At 46.1% G+C, this 22,173-nt stretch carries 19 protein-coding genes and 1 tRNA gene; 3 read left to right on the top strand and 17 right to left on the bottom strand.

Annotation, left to right across the window (positions count from 1 at the left end; all coding sequences use genetic code 11):
* Positions 1 to 10: 10 nt before the first annotated feature.
* Complete coding sequence (locus tag ASN18_RS00850; protein WP_085050706.1) at positions 11 to 526, bottom strand: Uma2 family endonuclease; 516 nt, start codon at positions 524 to 526, stop codon at positions 11 to 13.
* Between the two features lie 155 nt (positions 527 to 681).
* Between ASN18_RS00850 and ASN18_RS00845 the strand changes: the two genes are divergently transcribed.
* Together ASN18_RS00845 and ASN18_RS00840 are read left to right on the top strand one after the other, a co-directional pair.
* Positions 682 to 1,506, top strand: coding sequence for a hypothetical protein (locus ASN18_RS00845; RefSeq protein ID WP_085050705.1), 825 nt, complete (start codon positions 682 to 684; stop codon positions 1,504 to 1,506).
* Positions 1,507 to 1,508: 2 nt separating this feature from the next.
* Complete coding sequence (locus ASN18_RS00840) at positions 1,509 to 1,955, top strand: hypothetical protein (RefSeq protein ID WP_085050704.1); 447 nt, start codon at positions 1,509 to 1,511, stop codon at positions 1,953 to 1,955.
* On the opposite strand, the gene ASN18_RS16970 is transcribed toward ASN18_RS00840, so the two are convergent.
* The 16 genes from ASN18_RS16970 to ASN18_RS00760 all read right to left on the bottom strand — a co-directional run bounded on the left by ASN18_RS16970 (position 1,908) and on the right by ASN18_RS00760 (position 20,641).
* Entirely contained in the window at positions 1,908 to 2,546 is a 639-nt protein-coding gene (locus ASN18_RS16970) for a hypothetical protein (protein WP_157072754.1), read from the bottom strand. The two genes, ASN18_RS00840 and ASN18_RS16970, sit on opposite strands and share 48 nt — an antisense overlap.
* 147 nt (positions 2,547 to 2,693) lie before the next feature.
* Entirely contained in the window at positions 2,694 to 3,545 is an 852-nt protein-coding gene (locus tag ASN18_RS00830; protein WP_085050702.1) for an RpnC/YadD family protein, read from the bottom strand.
* Positions 3,546 to 3,661: 116 nt separating this feature from the next.
* A complete protein-coding gene (gene alaS / locus ASN18_RS00825) occupies positions 3,662 to 6,304 on the bottom strand; it encodes an alanine--tRNA ligase (protein WP_085050701.1) in 2,643 nt (880 codons plus the stop codon).
* On the bottom strand, positions 6,301 to 6,801 hold the full coding sequence (locus tag ASN18_RS00820) for a regulatory protein RecX (protein WP_236861407.1): 501 nt from the start codon (positions 6,799 to 6,801) through the stop codon (positions 6,301 to 6,303). Before ASN18_RS00820 ends, alaS begins: the two co-directional genes overlap by 4 nt.
* Before the next feature lie 10 nt (positions 6,802 to 6,811).
* The gene (gene recA, locus ASN18_RS00815; RefSeq protein WP_085050699.1) at positions 6,812 to 7,861 is read right to left on the bottom strand and encodes a recombinase RecA; all 1,050 of its coding nucleotides are present in this window, start codon (positions 7,859 to 7,861) and stop codon (positions 6,812 to 6,814) included.
* A gap of 17 nt (positions 7,862 to 7,878) precedes the next feature.
* Positions 7,879 to 9,183 (bottom strand): DNA methyltransferase, encoded by a 1,305-nt coding sequence (locus ASN18_RS00810; protein ID WP_236861406.1) that lies wholly within the window; start codon positions 9,181 to 9,183, stop codon positions 7,879 to 7,881.
* 56 nt (positions 9,184 to 9,239) lie between these two features.
* Positions 9,240 to 10,295 carry a nicotinate-nucleotide--dimethylbenzimidazole phosphoribosyltransferase gene (gene cobT, locus ASN18_RS00805; RefSeq protein WP_085050698.1) on the bottom strand — a complete coding sequence of 352 codons (1,056 nt, stop codon included), beginning with the start codon at positions 10,293 to 10,295 and terminating at the stop codon, positions 9,240 to 9,242.
* A 13-nt stretch (positions 10,296 to 10,308) separates the two neighbouring features.
* On the bottom strand, positions 10,309 to 10,857 hold the full coding sequence (gene cobU, locus ASN18_RS00800; RefSeq protein WP_085050697.1) for a bifunctional adenosylcobinamide kinase/adenosylcobinamide-phosphate guanylyltransferase: 549 nt from the start codon (positions 10,855 to 10,857) through the stop codon (positions 10,309 to 10,311).
* Between the two features lie 4 nt (positions 10,858 to 10,861).
* Entirely contained in the window at positions 10,862 to 11,698 is an 837-nt protein-coding gene (gene cobJ / locus ASN18_RS00795; protein WP_085050696.1) for a precorrin-3B C(17)-methyltransferase, read from the bottom strand.
* Positions 11,682 to 12,440 carry a precorrin-4 C(11)-methyltransferase gene (gene cobM, locus ASN18_RS00790; RefSeq protein ID WP_085050695.1) on the bottom strand — a complete coding sequence of 253 codons (759 nt, stop codon included), beginning with the start codon at positions 12,438 to 12,440 and terminating at the stop codon, positions 11,682 to 11,684. The genes cobJ and cobM overlap by 17 nt, the downstream gene beginning before the upstream one ends.
* Entirely contained in the window at positions 12,437 to 14,017 is a 1,581-nt protein-coding gene (gene cobK, locus ASN18_RS00785) for a precorrin-6A reductase (RefSeq protein ID WP_085050694.1), read from the bottom strand. Before cobK ends, cobM begins: the two co-directional genes overlap by 4 nt.
* An 88-nt stretch (positions 14,018 to 14,105) precedes the next feature.
* Entirely contained in the window at positions 14,106 to 16,907 is a 2,802-nt protein-coding gene (gene glnE, locus ASN18_RS00780; RefSeq protein WP_157072753.1) for a bifunctional [glutamate--ammonia ligase]-adenylyl-L-tyrosine phosphorylase/[glutamate--ammonia-ligase] adenylyltransferase, read from the bottom strand.
* The gene (locus ASN18_RS00775; RefSeq protein ID WP_157072752.1) at positions 16,852 to 17,697 is read right to left on the bottom strand and encodes an ABC transporter permease; all 846 of its coding nucleotides are present in this window, start codon (positions 17,695 to 17,697) and stop codon (positions 16,852 to 16,854) included. Before ASN18_RS00775 ends, glnE begins: the two co-directional genes overlap by 56 nt.
* A 5-nt stretch (positions 17,698 to 17,702) precedes the next feature.
* The gene (locus ASN18_RS00770; RefSeq protein ID WP_085050691.1) at positions 17,703 to 18,674 is read right to left on the bottom strand and encodes an ABC transporter permease; all 972 of its coding nucleotides are present in this window, start codon (positions 18,672 to 18,674) and stop codon (positions 17,703 to 17,705) included.
* Positions 18,675 to 18,737: 63 nt separating this feature from the next.
* Complete coding sequence (locus ASN18_RS00765; RefSeq protein ID WP_085050690.1) at positions 18,738 to 20,357, bottom strand: glycosyltransferase family 39 protein; 1,620 nt, start codon at positions 20,355 to 20,357, stop codon at positions 18,738 to 18,740.
* A gap of 212 nt (positions 20,358 to 20,569) precedes the next feature.
* Positions 20,570 to 20,641: transfer RNA gene (locus tag ASN18_RS00760), tRNA-Lys, on the bottom strand.
* Positions 20,642 to 20,844: 203 nt separating this feature from the next.
* Between ASN18_RS00760 and rsxC the strand changes: the two genes are divergently transcribed.
* Positions 20,845 to 22,149 carry an electron transport complex subunit RsxC gene (gene rsxC, locus ASN18_RS00755; RefSeq protein WP_236861405.1) on the top strand — a complete coding sequence of 435 codons (1,305 nt, stop codon included), beginning with the start codon at positions 20,845 to 20,847 and terminating at the stop codon, positions 22,147 to 22,149.
* Positions 22,150 to 22,173 lie beyond the last annotated feature (24 nt).

The raw sequence follows: 22,173 nt of genomic DNA, 5'->3' as shown, positions 1-22,173 counted from the left end.
TTAGGATAATTTAGTCCTCGAAGGCGTCTTTGATATTTACTTGCAGCCCCTCGATGACTTTTGATTGAACCATTCCTTCAATCTCAGCAATGGAGTATGTCTTATATCTATCACCCTCAATAGTCAAGACCTCAATTGCCTGCAACTCCGGTAAGACTATCCAGTACTCCGGCACCTTGTATTTTTCGTAGACTGCCCTCTTCAGTACCATATCCATCTTGTATGTCCCTTGTGATATAATCTCACATACCATATCCGGGACGCCTCTAATCCAGTCCTGCTCAATGTCAGAGTTTTCCTTTTTGATAAACAATATGTCGGGTTGAAGACGATTGATTCCTTCTTCAAGGATTACGTCAAGCGGGGAATCATACACTTTGCCTAAATTGTTTCTTTTGACGTGGCTGCGTATAATATCAAATAGGTTGGCACTAACTGCCTGATGTTTTCTAAATGGACTAGGCCCCATGATTTCCTCTCCATTGATTATTTCTGTTAAGTCAAAGTCTCTTACAAGCGTTTCCATAATTATATCATACTCTTAAGCATGTGGGTTTGTCGATAGCATACTCAAAAATCAAACTGAGATTCAATTGACAAGCCATCAGACATGCGTGTTATACTAAAGCAGGTGTTTCGGAAGATAGATGAATATGGGACTAATATGAGTCGGCTGCGATAATGGCGTTTGCTTTAATGAGAAGCAATGACTTTGCTGAGAGACTAAATCAAAGTGCCTCTATAGGAGATTTACGTTCTTTAGAATTCGATATTTTAAGCTATTTGGAGAGCAATCCTGAAGATTCTGTAACACCAATGATTATTTTGATAGCATGTTACATGAATTTAAACGATATAGAAAATGCAGAACTGATAGTTAATAAATGTTATAAACTTGTTAAGAGAAACGTCCCTTTTGATTTAGCGATGTACAAGGCTAATATTGAAAATGCAAAGGGCAACAACAAGGAAGCGTTTGCGATAGTAAGGACGCTGCTTAAGTATCAGAAATTGGATGAACGTGAGAGAGTAATAGCGCTTATATATCTTATGATAGTTAATACTAATTTGGCAAATTTTGAAGAAGTATATAAATATGTGTTAGAATTATGGAATATAATAAACCATAACTCAGAAATCGATTTTGAAGAGGATTCATTTTATTCAAAGGTATCACAGTATATAGACCCTCGGTCATTAATCGGGGTAGTGGATAAACTTAAGTCATACTTAAAAGGAAAAGAACAATTAAAAAACAATGAAACATATTCAGAGATATATAGATATGTTAAAGAATACACAAATGATAATCGGCTGATAGAAGATATAATCCCATATGAGGAGGTTGATATTGAGTTCCCGGATGAAAAATACTTTTCCTTGAAACTAATCACAAAACCTATGTCTGTCGAAGAGAGCCACAACTTAGAAATTCAAATTGCCAGATTAATTGAATCTAATTTCCCGTTCATATTAGTATTGGTTGACGTTATAGCCCGTAAATAAATATGTTTAATTTTGATTATTACAAAATAATTGCAGAAGATATTCATGGGTTTTATAAGAACAGTGATCCTGCTGCTGATGCCAGCATAAGGACTTCAATTAGTAGATATTACTATTACATATTTCATAAATATAAAAATACAATATACAATTTGCTCACTGTGCCAGCTAAGAATGAACTGCTGACGATAAGGTCACACCGCATTCACAAGCTGATTTCAGATATTATGACATATATTAATAAAACAACCGCAGCCGGTGAGTTAATTAAGTTAAGACAATTACGAAACTTTTGTGATTACGACGCGGCAAAAAATATTGGAGCAATTGACTATTTATCAGCAAAAAGCATAGTTTTAACTTTGGAGCAGGAATTGTCCACAATAGAAACGGGGGCTGAATTAAACGGGGCTTTCAAAAAGGCTTTGAGTGAAATAAAAATGAAATAAGTCAGTCTGTGGTCGATAATAGGGACAGTGACTTTTAAGTATGCAAATAGCAGCAGTTAAGATACTGCTGGGTACCTTTACACTATTTGTTCCAATAGAAGATTGTAAATTTAAAATGTCTTTATCCCATTTAATATATACAAATAAACGTCGGTCTAAACAACTCTCACATATGCCATAATTGGAAGCAGTTAGAAAAAAGTCGTTTTTCCCTATTGAAGCATTGCAGTCATCACATATACCACTAAATGAATCATCGTAAGATCGAGCTCGATTCCAGTACCATTTTCTCAATTCGCCAATTACTGGAGCTATCATTGCAGCCTCTGTTTCAGAAATATTTTGTTTCTTTTGCAATTTAATAATATCATTAGAAATGTTATCTTTCAAAAATGTCGTAGTTGTTTTGCTCTGTAGTACTGTTGCAGGCAGGATTAGAGGTTCCTTATATGAACCATTGCTTTTAGAAGCAGTTGAGTTACTCATTGAATTTCCTGATGGAGATATGTTTTTTTGTTTTCTTCGCACCAAAAAGATAAGCAATGCAATTATTGCTCCTATGAACAGAATTAACATTACTTCTTGGGTCATTGTTGTAATCCTCCCTATAAGTCAAGATAATCTTTTAGTAACCGTTCACCAGTTATTATAGGTCGATAATAGAGGCAGCGACTTTTAAGTATGCAAATAACGGTCGCTGTCCCAATACTGTATAACGATGTGACTGATTTTCAGGGTTTATATGCTTCTCCCCCAAAATCCCCTCAAGCCATCCACCGAATCGGCTTTCTTGATAAGATTTTTGAACTCCTCCAATTTGTCTACAGTAGGGATAACACGAACCATATTCATCAACTCAAGTCCGGCTAAGCCAAATTTGAGTTCAAGCATTCCTTCTATTATCCCTAACCGTTCCCCTTCAATCAATCCTTCCTGCTTCCCTTCCTGCTTCCCCTCAACCAATCCTTCCTGATAAATATCGCTATTTTTTACATCAATTGTTATAGGCATCTTACTTACCTCCCGTTTAACTTTAGGGTATAATCTCCTCAAATCAGAAAGATATAGCAATTTTCTGATATAGCCTTTCCTCTCTTTCAGCGGCAATACAGACAGTTTATCAAGGATTTTTCTTATTGTCACATCCACATCCTCGGTCTTACATAGTATTGCCAACACTATATCTTCAGGAATATCACTTTCAAGGAGTTGGTGGCAATCAATCTCTCTTATATCTATTAATTTATATGAGTACTTTACTCCTTCACCTTCCATATAATTTTCCATGTTCATATGTTCATTACCAACGTAAAGCACTATCTGTATAGGTAATCTTTTATATTGATTGAAAATCAATCCATCATATAGAAACATACGTCCCATCATATTATTCTCATTTTGGGATTGAATTTCTACATGGACTAACTTTCCATCCGCTACCTCAAGCACCAAATCCGCTTCTCTTAATTGGATATCAGGGAATTGTACGTCAATAAATTTGCCGGTTTCATATCCGGTAATGAGTTTGAGGAAGACCTTAGGTACGTCTTTCAAAAGATCTTTTAACGTAATGTCATATTTTTGATGCATATTCCCTCGTCTATAGGGTTTCTACCAACAATAAAGCCTCTCCATCAACATAAGAGAAGCCATAACTTATTTTATCATAATCAGCCTCATGGTGGTAATTTTATTTTCCTAAAGTATTAATGATTAGCCCTGATAATATCGTAGATGCCGTTTAGGGCTGCGTCCAGTTTGTCAAGCTCTTTGGTGCCGCCCTGGGCCATGTCTGCCCTGCCGCCGCCTTTGCCTCCGGCCAATTCCGCTGCCACTTTTAAAATCTTGCCCGCGTGGTATTTCCCCGTCAGGTCTTTTGTTACCATTGCAATGAACGACGATTGCTCGTCCATTGTTGAGGCAGCTATGATTATGCCTGAGCCTAACTTTTCCTTCAATTTATCAGCAAAATCCCTTAAATCCTTTTGATTCAGGCCGTCACGCCTTGAAATTAACACCTTCACGCCGTCTATTTCTTTTACAGCGCCCAAAAACGACGATATATCGCGCCCCATGTCCTTTGTCTTCAGCGACTGGAGTTCTTTTTCGAGTTCTTTGTTCTTTTTTATGAGCGCGGGAAGCCTCTCCAGCGGCGTCTCTGTCTTTAATAACTCAGAGACTGTCTTGAGTTCGCCGATTTTATGTCTTACTAGGGCAAGGCTTGCCGTACCCGTGATGGCCTCTACCCGCCTGACGCCTGAGGCGATACTGCCTTCTGAGAGTATCATAAACGGGCCTATTTGCCCCGTCATTCGGCAGTGTGTGCCGCCGCAGAGTTCCTTGCTAAAACCCTCTATCTCTACAACGCGTACTTCGGCGCCGTATTTCTCATCAAACAGTGCCGTTGCCCCGTAGTCAATGGCCTCGTTTATGCCCATTGTGTGTGTTGCTACGGGCAGGTCTTCCATGATTTTAGCGTTTATCATGTCCTCAAGTTTCTGCTTCTCTTCGTCCGTAATCGGATAAAAATGAGTGAAGTCAAATCGCAGCCTGTCTGGGGTGACAAGTGAACCGGCCTGCTTGATATGGTCGCCTATCAGGTCCCTGAGCGCTGCATGAAGCAGATGCGTTGCCGTGTGGTTGCGTGCGGCTGCCGTTCTGAGCCTTTTGTCAACCCTGCATGAGACAGTCTCAGACTGTTTTAGCGTGCCGCTTTTTACATAAACCCTGTGTATGATTAAACTATTGGGCGTCTTCTTTGTGTCTCTTACTTCAATCACTGCCTTTTCGGTTTGAATAATGCCCCTGTCACCGGACTGACCGCCTGATTCACCATAAAATGGTGATTTATCAAGGATTATCTCCGCCTCGTCGCCCTTGTGCAGGATGTCTGTCTGTTCGCCGTTTTTTAGCATCAGCGTTACTATAGCGTCTGTCTCTAACAGCTCATAGCCAAGAAAATATGTCTCGCCGCTTATCCTCACGGCGTTATTATATATGGAATTAACAACACCGGAGATTCCCGCCTGGTCTTCAGCCCAAGAGAGTTTTCCCCTTGTCCTCTGCTTTTTCATTTCCTCGTCGAAGCCTTCCTCATCGACCCTCAGGCTGTTTTCCTTTGCCGCTTCCATTGTTAAATCCATCGGAAAGCCATACGTGTCATAAAGCCGGAATGCCTCTGCCCCGGGTATGACGCTCAACCCTGCGGCCTTTACAGAGGCGATTATCTCATCAAGCAGCTCTGACCCCTGATCAAGTGTCCTGAAAAATCTCTCCTCTTCAAACTTTAATATCTCCTCAGAGCGCTCTCTCTCTTTTGACAATTCGGGATATATATCCCCTGATGCCTCAGCAACTGCTCGTATTAATTTGTGCAGGAAGGGTTTTCCTACGCCTAGCTTCCGTGCGTGTCTGGACGCGCGGCGAATTATTCGTCTTGCCACGTAGCCGCGCCCTTCGTTTGACGGCATCAACCCCTCAGACAGCAAAAACGTAACTGACCTGATATGGTCTGCTATCACCCGTGTTGAGACGTCCAGCTTCTTGTCCTTTCCATATGAGATATGGGCCTTTGCAGTGATTGCATCTATAATTGGCGCAAATAAATCTGTATCGAAGTTGTTCTGCTTATTTTGCAGCACACTGGTAATACGCTCAAGCCCCATGCCCGTGTCTATGCTGGGTTTGGGGAGTGGATTAAGCGTGCCGTCTGCTGACCTGTCATACTGCATAAATACCAGATTCCATAGCTCCAGATACCTGTCACAGTCACATCCTACGGCGCACTCAGGGCGTCCGCAGCCCATTGCCTCACCCTGGTCTATGATTATCTCCGAACACGGGCCGCAGGGGCCTGTGTCTCCCATCTGCCAAAAATTATCCTTCGCACCAAGCCGCACGATTTTGTCATTTTTCAACTCAGTGTGCTGAGTCCACAGGTCTATTGCCTCGTCATCATCTTCAAATACTGATACCCAGAGCTTGTCCTTTGGCAGTTTATACCAGTGCGTCAGGAGTTCCCATGCGAACACTATGGCGTCTTTTTTAAAATAATCCCCAAATGAAAAATTCCCCAGCATCTCAAAAAAGGTGTGATGACGCGCGGTGAATCCTACGTTTTCTATGTCGCTTTGCTTGCCTCCGGCACGCATACACTTCTGGCACGTCGCAGCACGGCTGTACCCCGGTGAGTCAGTCCCTAAAAAAGCACCCTTAAACTGAACCATCCCAGCGCTTGTAAACAGGAGCGATGGGTCGTTTTTCGGTATAAGAGAAGAACTCTTCACACGCTCATGGCCTCGCTCATAAAAATATTCTAAAAACCGCTGTCTTATCTCTTTTCCTTTCATCTCATCTCAGCCCTTTCTGATTCTGCCGCTGCGCCGCGTTTGCATAAATCTTCATATTCTCTTATGACCCTGTTGATTATCTCATAGCCGTAGCCCTTTCTCTGAAGCTGACCGTAGAGTCTGTTAATTTTAACTTTTAACGGCAGTTTTTTCAAATACTTTTCTCTCTTGCTGATAAGAATTTTTGCATTTTCTATTTGCTCACCGGCAGATGTAGTCATCTGGGCGATTATCTCTTCCGGGATGCCGCGTTTTTTGAGGTAGTGCTTTGTGCCGTTTTCACCAAGCAGCTTCCCTTCCTTGCAGTAGCGAATGATAGATTCGGCAGTCTTTCTGTCATCTATGAAACCGGCGTCTTTTAGCTGGTCAATCGTCCCGGAAATCATTTCAGGGTCGTAGCCCTTGTCCTGGAGTTTTATTCTTAGTTCGTATTCGCTCCTGTCTCTGATGCCCAATAATCTAAGCGCATAACTTTTTATATCGGGCAGCGGCTTCACTCTTCCCCTTTCATTCTTCCTCAGGGGTTCCATCGGCAATTGAAATGTGCCCCTGGTCACGAATCTTAGCCTCTATCTCAGACATAACGGTCTCGTTTTCAAGCAGATATTTCTTTGCATTGTCACGGCCCTGACCAAGTTTAATGCTGCCGTAGCTGTACCATGTGCCAGCGCGTTCAATTATTCCCTTGTCAGCGCCTATGTCAACCAGTTCTCCGGCCTTTGATATACCCTCGTTGTAGAAAATGTCGAATTCGGCCTGACGAAACGGCGGGGCTACCTTGTTTTTCTGTACCTTTACCCTTACGCGCCCGCCAAGAATCTCCTGATTTACCTTAATGCTGTCTATTTTTCTTATGTCAAGGCGAAGTGACGAGTAAAATTTCAGCGCATTCCCCCCTGTGGTGGTCTCAGGGCTTCCATACATGACGCCAATCTTGTGGCGTATCTGATTTATAAAAATCACGGCGGTGCTGCTTTTGGATATGGCAGATGTAAGTTTCCTTAGCGCCTGACTCATAAGCCTAGCCTGAAGTCCCGGCAGCTGGTCGCCCATGTCGCCCTCTATCTCTGCCCGCGGCACAAGGGCTGCTACTGAGTCAATGACTATAATATCGAGGGCATTGCTCCTTACAAGTGTTTCGCACACCTCAAGGGCCTGTTCGCCGCTGTCAGGCTGAGAAATCAGCAAGTCTGCAACCTTTACCCCTATGCGCGTAGCATAGCTGACGTCAAGGGCGTGTTCTGCATCTATGAAGGCAGCTATCCCGCCCGTCTTCTGTGCCTGTGCTATGGTACTAAGTGACAGGGTGGTCTTGCCCGAGGACTCAGGGCCGTATATCTCTGTTACCCTTCCACGCGGGATGCCTCCTACGCCGGTTGCCAGGTCCAGGGTGAGTGAACCAGTGGGGATTACCTTTATGCCTTCGGCTATGGCGTCTTCGCCCAGTTTCATTATGGAGCCTTTGCCGAAACTCTTCTCTATTTGTGCGATGGCCGCTTCTATCGCCTTTTCTTTGTTCTTTTCCTTGTCTTTGTCTTTTTCTTTGTCTTTCGACATCTCAATACCTCCTGTTGTTATATGGCTCTTTCGCTTGAGTATCTCAAAAACCTCTCTTTGTGTTTATACACCGTGCTTGTGTCAGCTCCGGCAAGGCCGGACTTTATCAGACGGGCGTTGATAAATGTCTTGTTGCTTAAAAATAAATAACACATTGTCTCATCCGGTATGAGTTTATCATATTTTACAAATACGCGCTGTCCTTTTATTAATGTCTCTAATAATGCAATGGCCTCTGCCCTCACTGCCTCGATGGTCTTTACGCCTATCAATGTGATTAACGCGCCGCTACTTAAAATAAGGCGCTCAGGGGAGTGGACTTCCTTAACCCTGTAGTAGGTCTCGCGCTTGTGCCTTTCGCCGTCTACGGTTGAGCCAAATTTCATGCGCTTGGGGTTTATTTTTAAATTAATCCTCAGCGGGTCTCTGAATATATATGGCAGCGCTGCAATTTTCTCCCCGGTGTTAATCTCAGTTTGTGAGGAATTCTCTATCGTGTATGTGGCATTACTGTACAAGTCCTGGCCGATTGTCAGTTTATCTTTTATTAAGGGTATATACTCTGCATTGATTTCATATCCTGCAGAGTTACGGTTGAGATTTTGGGCGGCCAGTGAGGTAGTGCCGCTGCCAAGAAATGGGTCAAGGACTGTCTCTCCAACAAATGTAAACATTTTTATCAGGCGTGCGGGCAGCTCCTGCGGAAATGTGGCAATATGCTTAGTCTGCTTATCGCCGGGGAAATGCCAGTGTCCGCTGAAATACTCATTCCACTGTTCCTTCGTCAGGGCTGACTGCTCTTTAATTTCTTTTGAGACTGGAGGGGCATCGCCATGCTTTTTGAAAATAAGGATGAACTCATAGTCCAGCTTTATTATCCCGTTCCTTGGATATGGAAATGAGCCCATTATTGTTGCCCCGCCGCTGGTGTTGCAGGTGGTAACTTTCTGCCATATTATTGCCCCCATATAATCCATAGAGGCGCATTCGCAGAACTTTATTATCTCTGTCCTTATGGGTATCACCTTGTATCTGCCGTAGTACGCAGCCCGTGCGAACTGGTCTCCTATGTTAATGCACAAGCGGCAGCCCTCATGCAGGACGCGCGCGCAGTCGCCCCAGACTATACTCAGGTTGTTGATGTACTCTTCGTATGTATCGTTATAACCAACCTGATTGGCAGTGCCGTAGTCTTTAAGCTGCCAATAGGGCGGCGAGGTGACTACCAGTTGAACGCTCTCATCCGGGATAGCGTCCATTTGTCTGCTGTCGCCTATGACTATCCTATGTGTTGTGCTGCTGTCTGAGTTTGCTGTTGACATAATAGCGTATTATACACCTCATTGATAAGCGCTTTCAAATTATATCTGTGTAAACTTTAGGATTTATCTGAGACTCCGGCATCCTGAAACGTTGCCATCTCCCTGTAAATCTTCAGTGAGGCATCCAGTATGGTCATCGCTATGGCCGCCCCTGTGCCCTCACCTAACCGCATGTCAAGCTCCAGCATCGGCGTCAGTCCCATGTGCTCTAAAATCGCCCTGTGCCCGATTTCATATGAGCGGTGGGCGCTGAACATGTACTCTTTTACCATTGCATTGAGGCCATAGGCAATCACTGCCCCTGCCGTGGAGATAAAGCCGTCTATCACAACGGGAAGCCTGAGTTGCGCCGCCCCCAGGCACAGTCCGGCAATCGCACCTATCTCCGCCCCGCCTATCTTTGCCAGCACATCGATGGGGTCAGCTGCATCTGGGGCGTTAACGGCTATGGCACGCTCTATCACGGCGATTTTCTTTGATAAGTCTGCGTCTCCAATCCCCGTGCCCTTTCCTGTCACCTCTTTAACCGGCCTTCCGGTTACTACGGCGGCAATTGCCGATGACGGTGTAGTGTTGGCTATGCCCATTTCACCGGTTGCAAACATCTTAATACCCTTCTGGGCATATTCGCGGGCAAGGGCAATGCCAACATTTACACATTTTATTGCCTCATCGCGGCTCATCGCCGGGCCTTTGGTGATATTCTTTGTCCCATAGACCACCTTTTTTTGTATCAGGCCGGGACAATCCTTAAAATCATAATTCACACCGGCATCGATAACCAGCACGTCTGCCCCGGCGTGTCTGGCAAGGACATTTATTCCAGCGCCGCCGCGCAAAAAGTTAAGCACCATCTGCGGCGTTACCTCAGCCGGAAATGCCGATACGCCTTCCTCTGCCACACCGTGGTCACCGGCAAATACAAAGACTGCCTTCTTTGGTATCGAAGGCATCTCATCTTCGTATATGGTCACAAGACGAGCGGCAAACTGTTCCAGCTGCCCAAGGCTGCCCTGTGGTTTGGTTAATATGTCAAGCCTGCTCTGGGCCTTTATAAAGTACTCATTCTTTAATGGAACAATATTGCCGCACACGCCTTTGATTGTTTCCATGTTATATCCTCCCTTATTTTAATTTTAGGGGCAGGCCGCTGACTACGAAGTATACCTCGTCGGCGATGGCGGCCGCCTGCTGATTAAGCACTCCGGCAGCGTCCCTGAAGACCCGTGCCAGTTTATTTTCCGGCACTATTGACATGCCGACTTCGTTTGAGACGAGGTACAGATGTGTGTCTTTTAACTCTGCTGATTCTGCGGCCTGGAGTTTCTTTATTTTCGATATAAAATCATCGATTGCAGATGTAATAGTCCCGCTTTCGGGAAACGGCTCTCTCATGAAAATATTAGTAAGCCAGAGCGTGAGGCAGTCGATTAAAATCACCTCGTACTGGGTCATAAGTCCGGCAATTGTCTCAGCAAGGTGCACGGGTTCTTCAAAGGTCTCCCAGACGTCCGGGCGCTGCCTTTTATGCGCGTCTATGCGCAGGTGCATCTCATCGTCAAGCGGCTCTGCGGTTGCTATGAATGCCTTCCTGCCGCCGTGTCCTTCGGACAGAGTTATCGCATAGGAACTCTTGCCGCTTCTTGAGCCTCCGGTTATGAATATTATTTTCATGGGATTAGTCTTTGTCCGCTTGTGAAGTCTTTTCAGGCGCGGCGAATCTATATCCCCGAGGGGTTATTATCCAACTGCCGTAGCTGAAGGATTGTGAGTTGCCTATGACAATAGTTGTCTGCATGTCGATTTCGTAGTTGAGCATTGCTGAGATAGTAGTTATGGTTATGGTCTCGTCCACCCTTGCAGCGCCTTTTACAATACCGACAGGGGTCTCGCCGCTTTTATAGTTCAGCAGTATATCCCTTGCCGTATTTATATGAGACGGCCTGCCCTTGCTCTTTGGGTTATAGATGACGATGACGAAATCAGAGCTTGCTGCGGCATGGAGACGGCGTTCTATCAGCTCCCACGGCGTCAGCCTGTCAGACAGACTGATAGCGGCAAAATCGTGCATGAGCGGCGCCCCAAGCGCTGCACTGCAGGCAGCAAGCGCCGGTACACCCGGTATTATCTCAACAACTGGGCGTGCAGCCGCATTAGTCCAGGGGTATACCCCGGCCTCAGCCCGCTCCTTGATTAATTCAAGTACTAGACCGGCCATCGCATACACCCCCGGGTCACCGCTGCTTATCACAGAGACAACCTGCCCGCGGGCGGCCTCCTCTAAGGCGGCGCTGCAGCGTTTCACCTCTTGTGTCATCCCCGTGCCGATGACGGTTTTATCTTTTATGAGCGCTGGGATTAACTCCAGATATGTCGAATAGCCAACTATCACTGTAGAGGCCGCAATTGCGGATGTCGCCCGCGGCGTGATATGTTCAGCCGCTCCCGGCCCTATGCCTACAACGTATATGGCGCCGCGGCTTTTTTGATGTGAAGCGTTATTTTCTGTAACCATGTTTAAAATCCTTGTCATATAGTTTTGACTGCCTGCCGGTTGAAAGTTCCGACGCATTAAGCGCCTCGCCCACTAAGATTAATGCCGTTTTCTTAATACCCGCTGTCTTTACCTTTTCTGATATATCGTCAATTGTCCCGCGAATGATTCTCTCCTGCGGCCATGAAACCCGCTCTATGACAGCGACCGGCGTCTCCGGTGGGCAGCCCTCTTTGAGTTTTTCTACTACCTTGTCTATCATCGAGATACTTAAAAATATCACCATCACTGCCCCATGCCGTGACATCGCGCCGAGGTCTTGTGAGCTGGGAACAGGGGTGTTGCCCTCTAAGCGGGTAAATATCACTGTTTGGTTGACCTCTGGTATGGTCAACTCCATCTTGAGGGCTGCCGCCGCTGCTGCCGCAGATGAGACCCCTGGTACGACCTCGTAGTCTATGTGATTTTCCCGCAGCTTTTCAATCTGTTCGGATATAGCGCTATAAAACGATGTATCCCCTGTGTGGAGCCTTACCACGGTCTTGCCTTCTCTGATACCGTGTGCCATTAAGTCTGTCATTTCCTGGAGCGTCATGCCAGCGGAGTCATATATCTCTGCCTGTGTGCCGGTGAGAAGGGCGGGATTTACAAGGCTGCCTGCGTATATTATTACGTCGGCGCTGTCTAATAATCTTCTGCCTTTTATTGTTATTAACTCCGGGTCACCTGGGCCTGCCCCAACAAAGAATACCTTATTCGTCATCGGTCAACCACAATCAGGTGGACTCCGCAGTCTATGGCGGCATTCACCTTTTCATAAAAACCACCCTCTTTGCCGGTTTTTTTAGTGACAAGACAGTCTATAGCATACTGCCTTATTGTGGCTGCGTTGAGTTGTGTAGTAAACGGCCCCTGCATGGCTATGATATTGGCAGCTTTTACGTCTGCCTCAAGTGCGCCTTGTATTGAGTGTTCAAACGGCAGCACCCGTACAAAGACCTCTACGCCGCCCTTCTCAGCAAGCGGCCTGACAAAGCCAAGCTCCTTTGAGCCTGTTGTAAACAGCGGGCGCTTAACCTTGAGGGCAAGGATTTTATCAATTACCTGAGAGAGCGATGACACATAGCAGAGTTTTTCGTAATTAAATTCGTTGTCAAATCCGGTATCCCGTACCTTTGACTCATAGGTGATTGTTAAATCGCCTGCAACAGACTTCGCCAGCGGCGTGATAAGCTCTGCATATGGATGAGTGCAGTCAATAATCTTTGTGATGGCGTGTTTTTTAATAAATCTCTTCAGGGCGTCAGGCGAATTAAACGTTTCTAAAACCGCCTTATCGCCAAATTTCTCTTTAAACAGATTAAAGCCATACTCAGTGACGCAGCTGACAAGGAAGTCCATGCCATTTTGTGACAGTTCATGTCCCATGTTGACGCCCTCAGTCGTACCGCCAAGTATGAGAATACGGGCGCTGCCATTGTCATGGGCAACTGGAGTCACTGGCATCTCAGGCGGGCCGGGGAAAAGCGTCTCACGAGCGATGGCCACAGTTACACCGTCAAATATAGTCTTAGGAAGCACCAGCCGTGAGCTGCTTCCAGAGAGGGCAGCGGCAGGTTCTGAGACCCCATATACGCCGATGGACTTAAAGACCATGTCAGACTTCACGGCGGCTGTGTTTCGTTCATAGTACATGTCAATCATCCACTTTGGGATGAATCTGATATAAAGATGCAGGGCAGTTGCAGCGTCAAGCAGTCCCTGTTCGTCTTTCTTTACCCATGCCGAGGCCAGGCAGCGCAGGTTATCAGTGGTAATGCCTGCCTTTTTGCAGCCTTCTGTGATGGCGGCGGTGAGCGCTTCTTTTTTTGCACCTTTAACGCACCCAACCCCGCAGGTATAAATCCTGAGAGAGTCGGTTGCCGTGGTGACGACGGGCTGTGCCCCTGTGATTGAGCTTATCAGATATGTCAGGGCATTTGCGCCGCCTTCGTGACCGGAGAGGGTACTAACGGCAAATCTACCGGCCTCATCGAGGGTGACAACGGCAGGGTCTTCGAGTTTATTCTTCATTAGTGGAGCTATCAGGCGGTTTACAATCCCCAGGGACATGACAAATACGAGGCCGCCGTACTGGTTAAACACTTTGGCAGTGTGGGCGGAGATGGAATCAAAGGTATGCACCTTCGAGCGGCCCTTCAAATCAATTAATTCGCATGGTAATACGCCGGACTTTACGAACAGGTCTGCCGCAGTCTCAGCGGCGATTTTCTGAGCTAACGCAGCACCGTTTTGCGTAATGCAAAATACGGCAATGTCCATGGTATCTATCATTCTCATGTGGCGCGGCTATTGTAACATTACCCGGAGCGAACTGCATAGGGGCGAATTTGTCCATGCGCCCGACGCTTAACGCACTCAATCTAACTTATCTCAACAGCCGCGCCACCATTGACGCCGTCTCCTGCATCGACTGCTCCAGCGTGGATTTGACATATTGCTTGTCTGTGAAGTCCGCCGCTATCAGTTCAAATATGCCGCTGCCCGCTGTAATGGTCTTTTCCCCGCGCAGGCGCAGGAATGTCTCGATTACGCGATATAGCAGGTAGTCGTTTAGTAATTTTTTGCCATCTGGCCTTTCTATTATGCCGCTTTTTATCAGCCTGCCTAGTGCCGCCGCTGTGTTTTGTACCAGCACGCTTGGGTGTGTGCGCGCGTGTTTCAACTGTAAATATTGCACCAGAAACTCAATGTCCTCCACACCGCCGGGCGACAGTTTAATGTCAGGTGTGTTTGCCGCTGTAAGCCGTTCCTTTTTTATCCTGCCGCGCATTGTGATTATATCATCAGGGGTTATGTGCTGCCCCCGCTCTCGAAATACTTCCTTTGCCATAGCCATAAACCGACGCCTTGCCTGCACTGGCGCCGCCACCGGCCTTGCCTTTAAGAGTGCCTGCACCTCCCATATTCTGGCATTGTTCAGGTAATAGTCCCGTATGCCATCAAGCGAGTTTACCAGCATCCCCTTTGAGCCGTCTGTCCTCAGACGCATGTCAATCTTGTATGTATATCCCTCCTTCGTGTATGACGACAAGAGCCGAAGTACCCGCTCTGCCGACAGCGGGACTGATGTCTCGTCTTCTCCTATAAATATTATGTCAAGGTCAGAGTTTATCGTCATCTCCCGACCGCCTAACTTCCCGAAGGCTGCAATATAGATTCCCTGCTCACCGCTTAACGCTGTCATCAGCACCGCCTCGGCCACCTTGGACAACCCCTTCATCAGATTTATTATCCCGATGCGCCTGTTGAGATATAAAATCCCCAGCCTCAGCTCCTCCATCTTTCTAAACCGTGACAAGAGTTCCGCACATGAGTCTTTTGATTTCAACACCAACCCCGACTCATCGGCCATTGCCCGCAGGGTCTTTCTTATCGGCGTTCCACCGGCAAGCATGTCTATGTACCTGATACTGCCCATCAGTATAGACGATAAATATGGACTTTTTGAAAACACGCTGTTAAGCGCCCCAATCAACCCCCTATTGGCACTGAAAAGCTCCAGATACGATGCACTGCCCGCTGTGGCTACTATCTCTGTAAATCGCTGCAGATTACCAAGCGCCATCTCCGGGTCAGAGGAGTTCAGTGCCTGCGCCGCAAACTCCGGGATTATCGCCCCCTGAAGGCGCCTCATCGCCAGCGTTTGAAACGAATTCGCTGATTCTTTGATTTTTCGCAGATAATAGAGCACCTTGCCGGGATTCTTTACTTGTCTTTCCATTAATTCTGCCGTCAGTGTGTCCTCGCTATATGTATCAAGCAGGGAGTCGCCCCTCTCTTCCTTTGAGTGCTCAAAGAGTGAGTTATATATCCTGTTGACTGCGGTGCGTCTGATGTGAAGGCCGTCCAAGAATCGTTTTGAATTTGGTGTACCCATCTTTTTTGCCATCGACTCAAGGGCGCCCTGTTCGGTTGACAACGTGTGCGTCTGGATGTCGTTGACCATCTGAATACACTGCTCAAGCCGTCGCAGGTAGAGATAGTGTTCAGACAAAACAGAGAAATCGTCACAGCCTATAAGATTTTTCTGGCTTAATCTGTGCAGCGCCAGGACGAGGTCTTTTTCCCTTAAGAGCGGCTCCTGCCCGCCATAGACCAGTTGCAACGCCTGTGCAAAAAACTCTATCTCTCTGATACCGCCGTAGCCCTTTTTTATATCGTGTTTGTTAAATGTGGTGTCGATTTTTCTTTTTAACTGCTTAATCTCCCCGATTGAGCGTATGTCGATGTACTTTCTATAGACAAATGGACGAATCATATCAAGAAAATCCCTGCCAAGCCGCTCATCCCCCGCTATGAGGCGGGCACGAATCAACGCCAGACGCTCCCACTCACGCCCCCATGACTCATAGTACTGTTCATAGCCGCTGAGGGGCAGGGCAAGCTCACCCTTTCCTCCCTGTGGCCGGAGCCGCAAATCAACGCGATAGACAAACCCCTCGGCGGTATTTTCACTGAGCAGCTTACTCATCGATTCTGCCACCTTGCAGTAAAACTCATGGTTTGTAATACGGTTAATCCTCATACCGTTTGGGCTTACCACACCGGTGGTCTGCCCTTCAGGGCAATCATAGACAAACATCAGGTCAATGTCGGAGCTGTAATTCAGTTCAGAGGCGCCTAGTTTCCCAAGGGCAATGACCGAGAGTTTATCGCTTTGGGGGCTGCCATATATGGCGCATAAGCCGGTGACGGTATGCCTCAGGGCTGCCTCAGATATCACATCGGCAAGCAGACTGAGTTGCGACATGCTTTCTTTAATGTCAGCCCTGCCCTCAGCAAAGCGCAGGCTTATTTTTAACAGGTATTTTTTCTTGAACTTACGCAGATATGCACCAATGGAATCACTGGCGCTGACGTTAAGCTCATCTCTTAAGAGTGACTTATTCATAGGTGAGTCCACGTTTTTCAGGATTTCAAGGAACACGTCCGGATGCTTAATTACATATGCCAGAAGAAACTGCGTGTAGGCAAACAGGAAGGCCGCACCTTGGAGTTCTTTGTGTGTGAGGGCGCTAAAATGCCCCGGGCATGACCTGGCAAACGCATCAAGACTATTGACAGAGCGTGCAGGGTCAGGGGTGTCTGCAGCATAGTCTTTGATTAGTTTCTTAGGAGCGCTCATCCCACAGACGCGGGTCAAAAATATCCCGAAGCCCCTCGCCAAGCAAATTATATCCCATAACGGTTATAAGTATTGCTAGTCCGGGAAATACTGAAAGCCACCATGCTATCTCAAGATTGTCCTTACCGGCTGAAAGTATATTGCCCCAGCTTGGCGTTGGCGGCTGAACCCCAATGCCCAGAAAACTCAGCGCCGATTCAACAAGTACTGCCGCCGCAATTCCAAGGACGGCAGAGATTATCACAGGCGCAAGACTGTTTGGCAGCATGTGTAAGAGGATTATTCTCAGGTCAGAGGCGCCGGAGGCCTTTGCTGCAAGGACATATTCCCTGTTTTTAAGCGACAGAAACTCCGCCCTCACAAGGCGCGATACCCCCATCCACGAAGTCAACCCTATGACGGCCATGATATTCCAGATGCTGGAATCGAGAAATGCAATAACGGCAAGTATCAGAAAAAACGTAGGAATCGACAGCATAATATCAACAAATCTCATAACTGCCGCATCAACTGCCCTGCCGTAGTAGCCTGCCGCTGCCCCGATAGCAATTCCAACGGCCGTTGCTATACCGACTGAGACAAACCCCACAGAAAGGGAAATCCCTGCCCCGTAGAGCATTCGGCTTAAGACATCCCTGCCGAGGTCATCAGTGCCAAGCAGGTGAGCGCGGCTTGGCGCTGAGAGAACGCTGTGCCTGTTGACAGCCTCAGGGTCGTATGGGGCGATAAGCGGTGCCAGTGCCGCGGCAAGAAACAGACACAGGACGATTATCCCGCCCGTGACGGTCATCTTGTTTGCCTTAAGTCTGCTTATGATTGCGTATGTTTTCATATCAGTCATCTTCTGGTACGCGGGTCAACGGCAGCATAGCCTAAGTCGGCAAGCAGATTCCCCGCAAGCGTCAGCACCGCCCCGATAGTCAGGATTCCCATAACGAGCGGGTAATCGCGTGACATAACCGACATATAAAAGAGCTGCCCCATGCCGGGGATTGAAAATACCTGTTCAAATATTACGCTGCCCCCAATCAGCCCTGGGATGGAAAGCCCCAGTATTGTAACAATTGGAAGCAGGGCATTTCTAAGCCCATGTACATAGATAATTCTGTTCGATGTCAAGCCCTTTGACCTTGCCGTAGTCATATAGTCCTGCCTGATTACTTCAAGCATAGACCCCCGCATATAACGCGAAAGCCCGGCAACACCGCCAAACGCCGAAACAAATATGGGAAGAATGAGGTGCCGCAATATATCAATCACCTTTTGAGAGAACGTAAAGTCAGCAAAACCGGCAGACTTCAGTCCGGCAACCGGCAGGATGTGAAGATGTACGCCAAAGAACATCATAAGAAGAAGGGCAAGCCAAAACCCCGGCATCGCAAACCCTATAAAAACCCCTACAGTGGTAACCTTGTCATACAGCGAATGGCGGCGCACAGCCGAGGAAATCCCCACAGGTATAGCAATGACAAGTATAATAAGCAGCGATGCGATATTTATGTATAGAGTTATAGGGAGCCGCTCTTTTATCTTAGTCCAGACAGGCCGATGGTCGCTGGAGAAGGACTCACCAAAATCCAGCATAACAACCCGCTTAATCCACAGGGCATACTGAGTGGTGACGGGTTTATCAAGCCCGTAGTATTTCTCCAGTTTAGCGCGCGCCTCCGGTGTAATCTTAGGATTGAGATCAGTTAAAACATCGGTGGGTTTGCCGGGGGCCAGGTGAATGATTGCAAAACTTATAACAGTTATCCCCACGAAGGTGATAAGCATCTCAAGGGTTTTCTTTGTCAGATATGTAAACATACTGGTAAGTTTACAATTAAACGCAAAGGAGTTTCAAGGTTGACGGCTGTACACCACGCCGCATCATAGCAGCTTTTTTCTGTACGCAGTAAATAACATCTTACCTGAAGCAGTAAAATATTCATATAAGTCCGGCTGAGGGACGCTTCCTATTCCCCGTGTATCATGTACTTCTATCTCAACCATATCATAATTTTGCTTCAGGAAGTCTGCCAAGCCCGGCATATCCATACTAAATGTCTTTGTGTCTGAGATAATAGACTTGTCGGTATTGCTATACTTCTTTGATTTAAGAAAAGGGTCGTCAATACCGGAGACACTCAGGGGAAAAATCCAATCCGGCTTTTCCATCGACATCGGATTATCATATGCCCCATTAACAACCTTTAATTGCGTGTAAAATATTACAGGGAAATCGGCTCCTGCAGTGGGCAGAAATAAAGTTTGCCCCGGTTTTGTATTTTCACTCAGAAAATCAATCAAATCCTTTGACCGGTTGACATATGGAGTGATTCTCTCAAGAAACATTTCTTTTAGGGTAAGTCTTGGCTTCTGGATTTGAAAGTATGGCGTTGTTGCCCTGACTGGATTAAACAATGGTAATCCAAAATATCCGGCAAAGTTTGTAAAACAAAGTATGGTCAGAACAGCATATCGTATAAGTCCGGGAGTTTTTCTAAGAATTAGTGCCTGCAGTATTATGAATACAGGAGCAAGTACGATGATGTATCGCAGGAAAGTTGAACTATAACTTAATGCAAATACTAATTGGAGCGGTATCATACCAAGAATAAAGAAAATCATGTCTTTAGAGATACCATTGCTAAATCTATAATCACTTGTATGAAAAAAAATAATTAGCAGAAGCATTAATAGGGGAAACATGGACATGTTGATTTCAAGAAGATAAAAAATAAACGATGTATAATATGAACCACTCCTGACATACATTGACTGCATCCATAATTGCGCATATATTACCCATATAATGGCAAGTATAGAAACTATTCCTGTGGTAATTATCGAATCACGGAATATCCCATGATATTTTTTCCTGAAAGCAAATCCGGCACACAGTAACAATATAATGTTGCCGGGGATAAAAAGATAATTGCTGTAAAACTGGCACGTAAGGGCTATAACCATCAGGACAATGCCGGGACGCCTTCTTCTGTGTAATAACAGGTAAAAGGCATATATAAATAATATCTGCATAAACGTGACAGTTGCATAGTATCTGCATTGCCGTGAGTGTAGAATCAATACTTCGGATGTCATGACCAATAATAGAGTCATTAGTGCAATCTGTTTGTCTTTGAAAATATCCCATGCCAGGTAAGTTAAAAATATTACTGATAAAAAACCTAACACGGCAAACGGTAATCGTGCAGAAAACTCATTCTTTCCCAATATTGCGAATGATATAGCCGTTATATATTCATTAAGCCATGGTGAGAATATCCATACATTATTTTTATTGAGGTCATTATTAGTAGTAAATATCAGCCGATTTTTACCGTCGTAACCCAGCGGTATTCCATATTTAAGAATATTTACTGCAAGATTAGCTGTTACGCACTCATCCTCCCATAATATCCTGTTATCTAGTTTATACAAATAAAAAAACGCACAAACTATTATGCTTAAACATAAAATAATTACTGTTTTTCTGTCTATTGCCATTTATGCCTACACTCTCTTAATTAGAAAACCACTTATTCCATGTCAACACACTTGCCGCAACGCCATCTATCTATAGCCCTCCTTTGCATTAGTTTTTATAGGTATACAGAGGACAGGTAGTTATATTTCGAGTGCCAACTCCACCCTTACCTTTTCAGGCACCCTTGTAGAAATCTTAAGATTATCAAATGCTTGTAAGTTATATTATTAAGTGCGCCACGAAGGATTTGAACCTTCAACCAACGGATTAAGAGTCCGCTGCTCTACCGTTGAGCTAGTGGCGCAACGGTACATATTATAAGTTTAAGCATACGTTTGTCAACCTGTCAGCTACGCATGATAAATTTATTCTGACCTTATTGCAAGCTGCAAGGACACTCCAGCAATTTCTTCTCTGTTTATAAAGTATTTCTGATTTAGGATTACCCCCCTATTGACATAGGCTGTAGTTTCATGTTATCACATATGGCATCGATTGGAGGGTAAGGTGAGTACGTTTACACTTGGTGGCATACATCCGCCTGAGCATAAAGAGTTGGCTTGCAATGCGGCAATTGAGGTGTGTAAATTACCTCAGAGGGCTGTGGTCCCTTTAAGCCAGCATATCGGTGCGCCGTGTAAATCGCTGATTGAGGTCGGTCAGCGGGTACTTGCCGGGCAGTTAATCGGAAACCCCGAAGGGTTTATCTCAGCCCCCGTACATGCCAGCATCGCTGGAAAGGTAACCGGTATTGAGGCATTTCCTTCCCCTATGGGTAGAATGGTCCCTTCTATAGTTATAGAAAACGACAAATCAGACGAATGGACACCTCTTGAGGGCGACCCAAACTATATGGAGCGCTCTGCCGATGTACTTAAAGGCCGTATTAAGGCCAGCGGTATTGTGGGCATGGGCGGGGCAACGTTCCCAACCGTTGTAAAACTATCCCCACCAAAAGAGAAGAAGATTGACGCCGTCATAATCAACGGCGCAGAGTGCGAGCCATACCTGACGGCAGACCACAGGCTCATGCTTGAAAACCCCAAAGAGATAGTCGAGGGCCTTAAAATCCTGATGAAGGTGCTTGAGCTGAACAAGGGCTATATCGGAATTGAAGAGAACAAACCTGACGCCATAGAGAAAATGAAAGATGCCGCATCAGGCGATAAAAATATTGAAGTATGGACGTTGGTCACAAAATACCCGCAGGGCGCAGAGAAGATGCTGATTAAATCTATCCTCAATCGTGAAGTTCCAGCCGGGGGACTGCCCATGGATGTCGGCGTGGTAGTTCAAAACTGCGGCACGGCGTATGCCATATACGAGGCGTGCTGTCTGGGTAAGCCGCTCATGGAACGGGTAGTCAGCGTGACCGGCCCGGGGATAACGTCTCCGAAGAATCTGAGGGCGAGAATCGGCACACCTGTCTCACAGCTTATAGAGACGTGCGGTGGTCTGAAAAGCGGTGCTGTTAAGGTAATCTCAGGTGGCCCAATGATGGGCTTTGCCATCTATGACCTCGACACACCAGTAACGAAAGGTACATCAGGAATCGTAGCCCTGGAAGATAAAGATATTGTACATCGCACAAAGTTCAACCACTGCATCAGGTGTGGTCGATGTGTTGAGGCGTGTCCGATGGGGCTGATGCCTCTTATGCTCAGTGTTTATTCGGAGAAGGGCCTATATACTGATGCAAAAGACTATCACCTGTTCGATTGCTTTGAGTGCGGCTCCTGCACATATGTATGTCCGTCAAAGAGACCGATAGTCCAGCAGATAAGGCTGGCTAAGACAATGGTAAAACCCTAGAAAAATATTAAGAGAGATATAAGA

It is taken from the genome of Candidatus Magnetominusculus xianensis, assembly GCA_001541255.1.
Taxonomy (GTDB): domain Bacteria; phylum Nitrospirota; class Thermodesulfovibrionia; order Thermodesulfovibrionales; family Magnetobacteriaceae; genus Magnetominusculus; species Magnetominusculus xianensis.
Note: the sequence above shows the minus strand (reverse complement) of the source record. Positions and strands in the feature narration are given on the sequence as shown.